Consider the following 11708-nt stretch of genomic DNA (forward strand, 5'->3'; position numbering starts at 1 on the left):
GGGTGGAACGGCCAGGACCCACTCTGCCAGCCAGTCCCAGACCAGCCACGGAAATCCTCACAGTCGCTTAGACACGATGCAAAGGGGCCCCTGCGGTCGCTGAGCGACCTCCGGCACCCCATGCATCGCGATGCGCTCCTCTGCGGAGGCCCGCAGCCTGCTTGCCGGTCGTCCCGTTCCGCTGGGGTCAGCAGGCACTCGGCTGAGCAACATGGCGGACGGCGGTCCTTCCGAAAGGAGCGCATGGCGGTCGATCGCGTCGCGTAGCTCGCCCAGCGACCGAAGCGTCGCCTACCGGCCGTGTCTAAGCGACGCGGAAGGGCCGTCTCCGCCGCCCAAGGTGACCCAGCTAAGGTGGGCACAAGAAAGGCCGGTTCCGAGTCATCGGAGCCGGCCTTCGTTGTGAGACTTAGCGGGAGCGCTGGCGCAGGCGCTGCATGTCCAGGATGACGACCGCGCGGGCTTCCAGGCGGAGCCAGCCGCGCTGGACGAACTCGGCGAGGGCCTTGTTCACGGTTTCGCGGGAAGCGCCGACCAGCTGGGCCAGTTCTTCCTGGGTGAGCTCGTGGGCTACGAGGACGCCGTCGGTGGCGGGGCGGCCGAAGCGGTCCGCGAGGTCCAGCAGGGCCTTGGCCACGCGGCCGGGGACGTCGGAGAAGACGAGGTCGGAGAGGGAGTCGTTGGTGCGGCGCAGGCGGCGGGCCAATGCCTGCAGGAGCTGGGCGGAGACCTCCGGGCGGGTGCGCAGCAGCGTGTTGAGGCTTTCGTTCTTCAGGCCGGCCAGGCGGGTTTCCGAAACGGCGGTGGCCGTGGCGGTGCGCGGGCTGGGATCGAAGAGGGCCATTTCGCCGAAGAGTTCGCCCGGGCCGAGGATGGCCAGCAGGGACTCGCGGCCATCGGGGGAGGTACGGCCGAGCTTCACCTTGCCGGACACGATGAAGTAGAGCTGGTCACCCTGGTCGCCTTCGCGGAACACCGAAGCCCCGCGGGAAAGGTCCACTTCGGTCAGCTCGTCCGTGAGCAGCCGGAAGGCGTCGTCGTCAAGGGTCGCGAAGAGGGGTGCGCGGCGCAGTACCTCGATGTCCATGAATTCTCCTGAGTAAAAGTTCGGCAATGGCGCTTCAGTCATTGTTCCAGAATTTTCCGGGCTCTGTGACGTACTTGGCAGCCGAAACGCCCGAAATACAGCGGATTCCACCGAAAACGGCCCGCTTCGTGAGGGATGCCACGGACCGCCGCGGGGTCCGGACTCCCGGCTGGGTGTCAGGGTGCCCATTTACAATTGGGGCTTACCCCGGCTGTGAGGAGCATTGGTGTTCGGCTTGACCATCCTGGATCTGGCGTTGATTCTGACGCTCCTTTCCTACTTGATCTATGGCCTGCGCAACGGCTTCCTGGTGACGCTGGGCGGGGTGGCGGGCTTCGCTGCCGGGGCGATGGCCGCCGTCGTCTCCGTTCCCCTGGTGGGCAACTGGGTACCGGACAGCGGATGGCGGCTCACCGCCATCATTGCCACCGCGCTCGTGCTGATCGTGCTGGGCCACGGCCTGGGCACCTGGGTGGGCCACCGGATCCGCCAGGCCGTGCGGATCCAGCCGCTGCACGCCCTGGACCGCCTGCTGGGCGGCTTCGCCAGCGTGGCGGTCGCTGCGCTGGTGATGTCCATGCTTTCGGTCAGCATCGCGGCGCTGGGTGTCCCGTTCGTTTCGCAGCAGTTGGCGGACTCCAAGGTGATCCGCTCCATCGATGCACTGACCCCCAATCCGGTCAAGTCCGCCGTCGCGCAGTTGCGTTCGGCAGTGATGGGGAACGGGATTCCCACGATCATCGAGGGGATCGGCCCGGTGGCCCCGGTGCCCGTTCCCGACGCCAGCACCGACACCCCTGCGCTGAACAACGCCGCGCGTTCGGTGCTGAAGATCGCCGGTACCGCTTACCAGTGCGGCCAGAACCAGACGGGCACCGGTTTCGTTGTGTCGCCCGGGCGCGTCGTGACCAACGCCCACGTGGTGGCCGGCGTCCAGCAACCTGTGGTGGAACTGCCCGACGGCGGTGCGATGCCAGGCCGGGTGGTGTATTTCGACAGCAGGCGGGACCTCGCCGTCGTCGCGGTTGAGGGCCTTCCCACCGCACCGCTGCAACTGGGGCCGGACCTTCCCGCGGGTACTTCGGCCGCCTTCGCCGGGTACCCGCACGGCGGCCCGTTCCAGGCCAAGCCGGCTGCCGTCCAGGGTGTGTCCACGCTTCTCGTGCCGGATATCTACGGCAACAACCCGGCGCCGGAGCAGGTCTATAAGCTTGCCGGCGATGTGCAGCCGGGCAACTCGGGCGGGCCGCTGCTGTCCCAGCAGGGCCGGGTGGCCGGCGTCATTTTCGCCAAGACCACCTCTGACGTGGCGGTCGGCTACGCGCTGACGATGGAGGACCTTGCCCCGGTGGCTGCCAAGGCGCCGTCGCTGAGCGCGGCGGTCTCGCCCGGGCAATGCACGCGGAAGTAGCCTCCGGGAAATTGCGCTAGGAAACCGCGCCGGCCAGGAAATCGATGGCCAGCTTGTAGCCCTGCACTCCTGCACCGACAATCACTGCAGTGCAGACCGGGGACAGGTAAGAGTGGTGCCGGAACTCCTCGCGCTTGTGCACATTGGTGATGTGCACCTCGACGGCGGGAAGTTCGACGGCGGCCAGGGCGTCACGCAGTGCCACTGACGTGTGCGTGTAGGCGCCGGCGTTGATGACGATTCCGGCGGCGGTGCCGCGGGCTGCGTGGATGGCGTCCAGGAGGTCGCCTTCGTGGTTGGACTGGACGCAATCCACCGTGAAACCGTGCGCGGCGGCCGCGTCCATGGCGATCTGTTCGACGTCGGCCAAGGTGGAGGTGCCGTACTTTTCGGGCTCGCGCGTCCCCAGCAGGTTCAGGTTGGGACCGTTCAGGACAAGGATGGTGCGGCCGGCAGCAGTGGCGGAAGGAGCGTCAGTCATGCTTGCAATCTATCGTGTCGCGGGGCCCGCTCTGCGTTCTTTACGTGCTCCAAAGGACGTAGAGCAGGCCTCGCAAAGCCGCGCAACGGCCGCCATCGGGGCAGCGGAGGGCCGGGCGCAGCCGGTCGGTTCCTGCTCGCCTACGAATTGTTCCAATGCACCTTGATGGCCTCGGCGATCGGCCCTGAGGCCACATCCACCCTGAAAGCCACCGGGGCCTTGCCGGTCTCCTCCACCGCGGCATCGCTGTAGACCCGCCCGCATGCCGGGCAGAGCGTGTAGAGATCCTCATCTGCCGGCCACGGCGCCAGGCCTGCGGGAACGTCGTCGCCTGCATAGATCGGTATGCCCCTGGAGTTTGCCTGGATCAGTCCGTCCTTGCTGACGGTGTTGCCGCAGACGCAGGTGATAGTCGTGACGTCGTGGCCACTGACGGTGGCGTATTCAGTGTCCATGGCAGCCTCCAAACGCTGAAGGACTTAACACACAGGGTACGCCTTGCCGGGCAGGGAGGACGTGGTGGGGTAACCAGGCCAACGCGGGGTGGAAGCTAGGCCATGGTGACCTTCAGCAGCAGGGCGTGCTCAGGCCGCAGGACGGGCAGTGGCAGGCCCACCTCGGCGAGGAAGCGGCCGCTGGCGGTCAGGCCGCCGTCGAGCCATGCGGGAGGCGCGATCTGCACGAACGGGCTGTCGGCGTCGCTGTCCGCGGCGGTCGGCAGGTCCTCCGACGTCGGCATGACGGCCTCCACCCGGTACGTACGCTCCGGGTCAAGGCCGGGCAGGCCCACCCGCCCGGGCATCTCGGCCGCGAGCGAGGCCAGGACGACGGCGGCGTACAGGGCCTCCGAGCGGTCCTGCGCCACCACGCCGTGCAAGCGCAGCTTCGGCTCGCCGAGATCCGCATTGACCCGGACCCCGGAGTGCAGCAAACCACGGTGCTCCTTGTAGATCGTGATCGCGCGCCGCAGCACGGCCCGGTCATGCTCGGTGGCCTGGCGGATGTCCCACTCCATGCCGAAGTGCCCGAACAGCGCCGTGATGGCCCGGAAGGAGATGCTGTGCATGCGGCCGGTCGTGTGGGACTGGGTGGGCCCGACGTGGGCGCCGACGAGTTCGGGCGGCAGGACCGCCTGGGTCCAGCGCTGGATGGTCTGGCGTTCCAGGGCGTCGTTGCAGTCGGAGGCCCACACGCGGTCCGTGCGCTGCAGGATGCCCAGGTCCACGCGGGCCCCGCCGGACGAGCAGGACTCGATCTCCACCTGCGGGTGCGCGGCCTTCAGCGCGTCGAAGAGCCGGTAGGCGGCGAGGGTCTGTTCGTGCACTGAGGGCCGGCCGCGGTGGCCGTGCTCGGTGAGGTCCCGGTTCTGGTCCCACTTGAGGTAGGCGATGTTGTTTTCGCTCAGCAGGGCATCGATGCGGTCGTAGATGTACTGCCAGGCCTGCGGGTTGGCGAGGTCGATGATGTGCTGGTTCCGCCATTCGAGCGGCAGGCGGCCGCCGTCCTTGTGCGAGGCCGCGGCCGGGCCGACGACCCACTCCGGATGGGCCCGGGCAATGTCGGAATCCAGGTTGACCATCTCCGGCTCGACCCACAGACCGAACTCCATCCCGCGGGAGGTGACGGCGTCGATCAGCGGGGTGAGGCCTTCGGGCCACACGGTCTCGTCCACGTACCAGTCGCCCAGGCCCGCGTGGTCGCCGCGGCGCCCGCGGAACCAGCCGTCGTCGAGCACGAAACGCTCCACGCCCAGCTCTGCCGCGGACTCGGCCAGCTCAATGAGCGGCTCGATCCGGTGGTCGAAGTAGACCGCTTCCCAAGTGTTCAGGACCACCGGGCGGGCCTTGCCCGAACCGCCCGCGGAGCCCTGGGTGGCCACGTGCTGCGGGCGGGCGCGGAACCAGTCGTAGAAGCGTTCTGTGACACCGTCCAGGCCGTGGTCCGAGTAGGCGGCGTAGAGCACCGGGGTGGTGTACTCCGCGCCCGGCGCGAGGACGAGCTCCCCGGAGCCGAGCAACTCGGCGGCGCCGAGCATGCGGCGGCCGTCGCCGATCGTGTCGAGGTACTGTTCGTGGTTTCCGGACCAGCCGAAGTGCACGGCCCAGACCCGGCCCGAACGGTTGCCGAAGCCCTCCGTGCCGGCGGCCACCAGCAGCGACGAATCGTGGCCGGTGCGGCCGTGCCGGCCCGAACGCACCCAGGTGCCCTGCGCGATGCGGTGGCGCTGGGGGTGGTTTTCGCGGCACCAGCGGCCGGTGAGGTCCAGGAGTTCGACGGCGTTGCCCGGGACTGGGAGCACCAGGCCGAGTTCGTCGAGCTGGTACGGCGTTTCGCCGGTGTTCGTGAGGGTGTGGCTGAGTTCGAGGAGGCCGCCGCGGTTCAGGCGGATGGTGGTGCGGACTTCGATGCCGGCTTCCGGATCGGCCTGGAGCACGACGGCGGTGTTCCCGCCGTCGTGTTCTGCGGACACCACCCGCAGGGCGGGGGAGAACGCGAAGCCGGGGACGCCGGCCTCGGAGCGCTGCCCGCGCAGACCGGGCCGGCCGAGCCAGCCCGACGAGGCCTGGGGGAGCAGGCCGCCGATCACCGGGGTGTCGAGGGCCGAGTGCGGAACCGGTGCGGCGAGGAGCCCCAGGTCCGGCAGGGCTTCGCCGAGATCGGCGCCCCAATGGACTATCTGGGCCTCACCGGTGTGGAAAGCGAGCAGGAGGCTCGTACCGGAGGAGCGGAGGTGCAGGGTGTCCATGGGGGCGTCTCTTTCAGGTGGTGCGTGCTCTGGATTACTGCCTGGGGCCCGGCCGTTCCCGGGCCCCAGGGGTCTTACTTGGCGAAGAGGGCGTTGACCTGCCCGTTCGCCGCACTCAGGGAACTGGCCGGAGACTTACCGGCAACCACCCCGTCCATGGCAGGCTTCATGATGCCTTCGATCTTGGCAGCGTTGTCCGTGATGGGGAACAGGAAAGTGGTCTTGTCCTTGACGTGCTGGGTGAAGGCGCTGACGTCCACGCCCTTGGCCTTGAACGCAGCCGCGGCCTTGTCCGAGGAGACCTTCACCGCAGGGAAAACGACAGCCTTGGACGCAACCACGTCCTGGCAGGCTGCGGAGCCGAGGTACTCCACCCACTTGATGGAGGCGTCCTTCTTCTTGGTGCCGGCCCAGATGGAGTCGGCCAGGCCGTTGAACATCGAGGCGCGCTTGCCGTCAGCACCGCTCGGGGTCGGGGCGATGCCCAGCTCGATGCCCTTGTAGCCGGAGTACTGGCCGATCATCCACGAACCGGAGGTGTTGATGGCTGCCTTGCCGGCGCCGAAGTTGTCCGCGGCGTTGGCGCCAACGGTGGTTTCAAGCTTGGGCATGTAGCCCTTCTCGGCCAGTGAGGCCCACCAGGCGATGGTGTCCTGGAACTTCTTGTCGTCGTAGTTGAAGTGCGTGCCCCAGGGGTTCTTGTCGGTGTGGGTCCAGCCGGTGGTTGCGGTGAGGAAGCTCCACTGGGTCTGGCCCATGCCGGCCCCGGAGGATTCCAGGCCCAGGCCGTAGACGGCCACGTTGTTCTTGTCGAAGCCGGGTTCGTCGCCGCGCTTGCCGCTCTTGTCCACCGTCAGGTGGGCGATGGCCTTTTCGTAGCTGCCGCCGTCCTGCGCGTTCCAGCTCAGCGAGCCCATCTGCTCGGGGGTGAGTCCGGCGTCGGCCGCCATTTTCTTGTTGTAGAACAGCGCAATGGTGTCCCAGTCCTTGGGCAGGCCGTAGCGCTTGCCGTCCTGGCCGACCCACAGGTCCGCGAGGCCGTCGTTGTACTGGCTGAGGTCCACCTTGTCGTTGGCGACTGCGTCGTCCAGGGCCAGGAGTTGCTTGGTCTTGATGAAGTCCGGGTACTTGGCAAGGTGGTCGGTGAACACGTCCGGTGCGGTGCCGGAGGCCATGCCGTTGGTGATCTTGCCCCAGTAGTCGTCCCAGCCGGTCTGGGTGATCTTCACGGTGATGTCCGGGTTGGCCTTGTGGAAGTCCGTGGCGCACTGCTGGTAGGCAGGGAGCTGGTTGGCGTCCCACAGCCAGTAGCTGATCTCGCCCTTGGCGGATTCCCCGCCGCCGCTGCTTCCGCTGCCGCAGGCGGAGAGTGCCAGTGCTGCGGCAGCAGCGACGGCGACGGCGCCGATTGCCTTCTTATTGATCATGGTGGGTCCTTTCGGGGACGGCCGTGGGCCGGGTGGGGATGGGTGTCGGGTTGGGGAGGGAAAGCTATTTGCTGCCGTTGAAGCCGATGGAGTTGACGATCTTCTTGCCGAAGATGGCGAAGAGGATCAGTACCGGCGTGGCGGACACGAGCGTGGCGGCCATCAGGCCGGACCAGTCGGGGGCGCCTTGGGGTGCCTGGGACTTGAAGACGCCCAGGCCTACCGTGAGCACGCGGCTTTCTTCGGTGGTGCCCACCAACAGCGGCCAGAAGTACTCGTTCCACTGGCCCATGAAGGTCAGCAGCGCGAGGGTGGCGATGGGGGCGGCGGCGTTAGGCATGACGATCTGGAAGAAGATCCGCCAGTGCTTGGCGCCGTCGATCATGGCTGCCTCTTCGACTTCGCGGGACATGTTCAGGAAGAACTGGCGCATGAAGAAGATTGCGAAGGGGGTCATGAACAGATACGGCAGCACCATGCCGAGCATCGAGTTGAGCAGGCCCAGGTTCTTCACGAGCAGGAAGTTCGGCAACGCGGTGAAGATCGGCGGGACCAGCATGGTGCCCAGGAACAGGGAGAAGACGCCGTCGCGGCCCTTCCAGCGCAGCCGGGCGAAGGCGTAGGCGGCCATCGAGCTGAAGAAGACGGCCCCGGCTGTGGTGATGCTGGAGAACAGCAGCGAGTTCCAGAGGTACTGCCAGAAGTTGATGGATGCGCCCGAACCGCCTTCAGCGATGGCTTCCGCCGCGGTCTGCAGGCCGAAGACGCGCTTGAAGGCGCCGAGGTTGAAATCGGCCGGGAGCAGGCTGGCGGAGTTCGCGGCGAGTGAACCGTTGGTGGACAGCGCCGTGCGGAGCACCCAGTAGAAGGGCAGGACGCTGACGGCGATGGCCACGCCGAGCAGGACCCAGGCGGTGGTGCGGCGCCAGTTGAAGGGGCGGTTCCCGGTGGCAGCGCGGTTCTTCGCGAACGGTCGACGGCGGTTGTCGGCCGGGCGGGTGGCGGTGGTGGTCATGGGGTGTCCTTAGTCCAGGTCCGACTGGTTGCCGCGGAGGAACTTCATCTGGATGAAGGCCACGAGGGCGAGGATGAGGAAGAGGATGACGGCCAGGGCCGAGCCGTAGCCGAAGTCCTGTTCGTTGAAGGCGCGCTGGTAGATGTAGAACTGCAGCACGCGGGTGGCGTTGACCGGACCGCCGGCAGTGGTGACGGCCACGGTGTCGAAGACCTGGAAGGAACCGATCACGGTGACCACCAGGACCAGCACGAGCACAGGGCGCAGCAGGGGAAGGGTGATCCGCCAGAAGGTGCTGACGGCCTTGGAACCATCGATGCTGGCGGCCTCGTACACGTTGTTGGGGATGGCCTGCAGGCCGGCGAAGATCAGCAGGGCCGTGTACCCCATGTGGCGCCAGGTGTTGATCAGCGCCTGGGTGGGGATGGCCCATTGTTCACTGCCGAAGAAGGCCACGCGGGGCATCCCAAGCCATTCGATGAGCTGGTTGACGATGCCGATCTGGTAATCGAGCATCCAGAACCACAGCAAGGCCGCGATGACGTTTGCCATTAGGTACGGCATCAGCAGCGCCCCGCGGACGAACGTGGACTTCGCAACCCGGTGCATCAGGAGGGCGATGCCCAGGGCGAGGATCGTCTGCAATGCGATGTTGATGATGACGTACTGGCTGGTGACGCCGAGGGCGTTCCAGAACAGCGGGTCCTTGGCGATGCGTTCGTAGTTCCTGGTGCCGATCCATTCCGGGTCGCCGAGGATGCTGTACTCCGTGAAGCTCAGGTAGATCCCGCGGATGGTGGGGACCAGGTAGAAGAGCACGAAGCCGAGCATGGCCGGGGCAATGAAGAAGAGGGCGGTCTTGAGGTCGCCCGTGCCACGGAAGTCCGCGGCAGGCTTTCCCCGTTTCCGCAACTTCTGCGGCCCACCGGCCGAGAGCCCCGGATCGGGCTGTTTGGTGAGCGTGGTCATCTTCGACCTTTCAGGTGTGACGTGACTAACAACTGCAGCGAATCTACACGAGTAGATTTTGGGCGGTCAAGAGATTTTGTGAAATTTTGTGAGAATTTCTTTTGTTTCTTTCGTTTTTGTTGACTCGAGTAGATCGCGCTGAAAGACTCGTTTGCATCCAACACCGCTAGGGCCCAAGGAGGAGCCAGACAATGACGTTTTCACTCGGCGTGGTAGGTGCAGGCCAGTTTTCCGGCCAGTTCACCAAGCTGTTCAATGCACACCCCCTCGTCTCGGAGGTGTATGTCACCGACGTACTGCCGGAGCGGGCTTCCGCGCTGGTGGAGCGCCAGCAGCTCGCAGGCACCTTCGCCGGCTTCGAGGAGATGCTTGCCAGTGACGTCGACGCCGTCGCCATCTTTACCCAGCGCTGGACGCACGGCCCCCTTGTGGTCCAGGCACTCCGCGCCGGAAAGCACGTCTACTCCGCCGTGCCGATGGCCATCAGCGAGGAAGAGATCGCGGCCATCATCGAGGCCGTCCGCGAGACCGGCCTGACCTACATGATGGGCGAGACCAGCTACTACAACCCCGCCACGATCTACGCGCGGCAACAAAAGGACGCCGGCGCCTTCGGCCGCATCTTCTACGCCGAAGGCGATTATGTCCACGACATGGACCTCGGCTTCTACGCCGCCTACCAGTACAGCGGCGGCGAGGACTGGCACAAGACTGCCAGCTACCCGCCCATGCTCTACCCCACCCACTCGGTGGGCGGCGTGCTCGGCGGCATCGGCGGGCACCTCACCAGCGTGAGCTGCATCGGCGTCCGGGACGAACGCGGCGACGGCGTCTTCGACAAGGACGTCAGCATGTTCGACAACGACTTCTCCAACGCCACGGCACTCTTCGAGCTCGACGGCGGCGGCAGCGTCCGCATCAACGAGTTCCGTCGCGTCGGCTACCCGTCCCATCTGCGCGAGAGCCGCTTCCGGTACTTCGGCACTGAGGGCAGCTTCGAGCAGATCGTGGAAACCGCCGTCTGGCAGGACAAGGAAGGCGTCACCGACGTCAGCGGGCAGATCGACACCCTGCCCAGCCTCCCGCTGGACGATCCTTCGCTGGCGGACGTCGATCCCGCGCTGCGGGACGCCTTCGTCTCGGGCCTGGCTCCGGTGCACGATCCCTCCCGCCTGCCCGAGGAACTGCGGGCCCTGCCCAGCGGGCACGAAGGCAGCCACAGCTTCCTGGTGGACGACTTCGTGACCGCCGTGGCGACGGGAACGCTACCGCCGGTCAACGCCTGGGAAGCCGCCCGCTACACCCTGCCCGGAATCGTGGCCCACCAGTCGGCCTTGCGCGGCGGCGAACGCCTGGCCATCCGGGACTTCGGCGACGCCCCGGCAAGCCTCGCCGCCGCGCAGGGGGAAGTTGTCCGCAACTAGGATGTTGGCTATGCCGGACCTCTCCGCTTCCGCCCGTCCCGTCGTCACGCGCAAGGACGTCGCCCGCCTCGCGGGCGTCAGCACCGCCGTCGTGAGCTACGTGGTCAACGGCGGGCCGAAGAACGTGGCCCCGGCCACGCAGGAGAAGGTCCGGCAGGCCATCGCGGCGCTCGGCTACCGCCCCAATGTCACCGCGCGGGCGCTGAAGATGGGGTCATCGCGCATCCTGGGCATGGTGGTGCCGAAGATCGGCAGCCCCTTTTTCGCCAGCCTGGCCCAGGCAGTCGAAAAGGCCGCGGAGGAGGCGGGCTACGCAATGCTGCTGGGCGATTCCCGGGACTCGCTCACCGTGGAACGGCGCCACCTCAGCAATTTTGCGGACAGGCAGGTGGACGGGGTGTTCCTCTGCTCGGTGGTGAACCACCGCCCCGAGGTCAGCGAACTGGAGGGCCGGGGCATCAGGACAGTCTTGCTCAATTTCTCCGAATACCCCTTGGAAGTCGATGCGATCGGCCCCGAATTCGTGGGCAGTTCCCGGCGGGCGGTGGAACACCTGGCCAGCCATGGACATCGCGACATCGCCCTGGTCCAAGGCTTCGTCACGGGCAATACCCTTGACGGCCGCGAATTCGGCTGGCGGGAGGCGCTCAGGGGCATGGGCGCCTCCGAGGGGCGGGTCTTCCGCTGTTCCTTCGACCGGGCCGGGGGGTACGACGCCGGGCGGAGGTTCCTGGCCGTTCCGGACCGCCCCACTGCGGTCTTCATTACGTCCGATGAACAGGCCGTGGGCTTCCTGCGGGCGCTGCACGAAGCCGGTCTCCGGGTTCCGGAGGACGTCGCTGTCATGTCATTCGACGGCTCGGAAGAATCCGAGTTTTCCTGGCCGCCGCTGAGCACCGTCCGCCAGCCGATCCAGCAAATGGCAGAGGCCGGAGTCCGGGCCATCATCGGAACGGGGCGGGACGAGCCGCCGCGCACGCAAGTGTTCGACTGCGATCTGGTCCTGCGGCGTTCCTGCGGCTGCGAAGACCACAAGTCTTGAACCCCACCTCCCCTCGAAGGAAGCCATGAGAATTCTTGTTACCGGTGGCACGGGCTATATCGGTTCGCATACGGTCCTGTCCCTGCTGGAGTCCGGCCATGAGGTC

At 66.8% G+C, this 11708-nt stretch carries 11 protein-coding genes; 4 read left to right on the forward strand and 7 right to left on the reverse strand.

All coding sequences use genetic code 11. The features are described 5' to 3' along the window. Positions 1–409: 409 nt before the first annotated feature. Positions 410–1087, reverse strand: a complete 678-nt coding sequence (locus DWV11_RS07230) for a Crp/Fnr family transcriptional regulator (protein ID WP_013602309.1) — start codon at positions 1085–1087, stop codon at positions 410–412. Positions 1088–1313: 226 nt separating this feature from the next. Here DWV11_RS07230 and DWV11_RS07235 point away from each other — a divergent pair, with 226 nt between their 5' ends. Continuing rightward, entirely contained in the window at positions 1314–2498 is a 1185-nt protein-coding gene (locus tag DWV11_RS07235) for a MarP family serine protease (RefSeq protein WP_115788222.1), read from the forward strand. Between the two features lie 16 nt (positions 2499–2514). Here the strand turns inward: DWV11_RS07235 and aroQ are convergent, their stop codons facing one another. The 6 genes from aroQ to DWV11_RS07265 all read right to left on the reverse strand — a co-directional run bounded on the left by aroQ (position 2515) and on the right by DWV11_RS07265 (position 9136). After that, positions 2515–2979: a type II 3-dehydroquinate dehydratase gene (gene aroQ, locus DWV11_RS07240; RefSeq protein WP_115788215.1), complete on the reverse strand. Its 465-nt coding sequence runs from the start codon at positions 2977–2979 to the stop codon at positions 2515–2517. 140 nt (positions 2980–3119) lie between these two features. Further along, positions 3120–3434 (reverse strand): hypothetical protein, encoded by a 315-nt coding sequence (locus DWV11_RS07245; protein ID WP_115788216.1) that lies wholly within the window; start codon positions 3432–3434, stop codon positions 3120–3122. Positions 3435–3529: 95 nt separating this feature from the next. Next, positions 3530–5725 carry an alpha-galactosidase gene (locus DWV11_RS07250; RefSeq protein WP_115788217.1) on the reverse strand — a complete coding sequence of 732 codons (2196 nt, stop codon included), beginning with the start codon at positions 5723–5725 and terminating at the stop codon, positions 3530–3532. A 74-nt stretch (positions 5726–5799) separates the two neighbouring features. Next, on the reverse strand, positions 5800–7152 hold the full coding sequence (locus tag DWV11_RS07255) for an ABC transporter substrate-binding protein (protein WP_115788218.1): 1353 nt from the start codon (positions 7150–7152) through the stop codon (positions 5800–5802). Positions 7153–7216: 64 nt separating this feature from the next. Beyond that, positions 7217–8167 carry a carbohydrate ABC transporter permease gene (locus DWV11_RS07260; protein WP_115788219.1) on the reverse strand — a complete coding sequence of 317 codons (951 nt, stop codon included), beginning with the start codon at positions 8165–8167 and terminating at the stop codon, positions 7217–7219. Between the two features lie 9 nt (positions 8168–8176). Beyond that, positions 8177–9136: a carbohydrate ABC transporter permease gene (locus DWV11_RS07265; RefSeq protein ID WP_210725681.1), complete on the reverse strand. Its 960-nt coding sequence runs from the start codon at positions 9134–9136 to the stop codon at positions 8177–8179. A gap of 191 nt (positions 9137–9327) precedes the next feature. On the opposite strand from DWV11_RS07265, the gene DWV11_RS07270 reads away from it, so the two are divergent. The 3 genes from DWV11_RS07270 to DWV11_RS07280 all read left to right on the forward strand — a co-directional run. Then, entirely contained in the window at positions 9328–10560 is a 1233-nt protein-coding gene (locus tag DWV11_RS07270; RefSeq protein ID WP_115788220.1) for a Gfo/Idh/MocA family protein, read from the forward strand. Position 10561: 1 nt separating this feature from the next. Continuing rightward, positions 10562–11602, forward strand: coding sequence for a LacI family DNA-binding transcriptional regulator (locus DWV11_RS07275; protein WP_115788221.1), 1041 nt, complete (start codon positions 10562–10564; stop codon positions 11600–11602). A gap of 25 nt (positions 11603–11627) precedes the next feature. Next, positions 11628–11708: NAD-dependent epimerase/dehydratase family protein (locus DWV11_RS07280; protein WP_115787978.1), on the forward strand; the 81-nt coding region annotated here is incomplete at its 3' end.

Source organism: Arthrobacter silvisoli, assembly GCF_003369445.1.
Taxonomy (GTDB): Bacteria; Actinomycetota; Actinomycetes; order Actinomycetales; family Micrococcaceae; genus Arthrobacter; species Arthrobacter silvisoli.

Coding starts and splice junctions, on each gene's coding strand:
- aroQ (WP_115788215.1), bottom strand. CDS start 2,979: ATGACTGACGCTCCTTCCGCCACTGCTGCCGGCCGCACCATCCTTGTC.
- DWV11_RS07270 (WP_115788220.1), top strand. CDS start 9,328: ATGACGTTTTCACTCGGCGTGGTAGGTGCAGGCCAGTTTTCCGGCCAG.
- DWV11_RS07260 (WP_115788219.1), bottom strand. CDS start 8,167: ATGACCACCACCGCCACCCGCCCGGCCGACAACCGCCGTCGACCGTTC.
- DWV11_RS07265 (WP_210725681.1), bottom strand. CDS start 9,136: ATGACCACGCTCACCAAACAGCCCGATCCGGGGCTCTCGGCCGGTGGG.
- DWV11_RS07255 (WP_115788218.1), bottom strand. CDS start 7,152: ATGATCAATAAGAAGGCAATCGGCGCCGTCGCCGTCGCTGCTGCCGCA.
- DWV11_RS07230 (WP_013602309.1), bottom strand. CDS start 1,087: ATGGACATCGAGGTACTGCGCCGCGCACCCCTCTTCGCGACCCTTGAC.
- DWV11_RS07250 (WP_115788217.1), bottom strand. CDS start 5,725: ATGGACACCCTGCACCTCCGCTCCTCCGGTACGAGCCTCCTGCTCGCT.
- DWV11_RS07275 (WP_115788221.1), top strand. CDS start 10,562: ATGTTGGCTATGCCGGACCTCTCCGCTTCCGCCCGTCCCGTCGTCACG.
- DWV11_RS07245 (WP_115788216.1), bottom strand. CDS start 3,434: ATGGACACTGAATACGCCACCGTCAGTGGCCACGACGTCACGACTATC.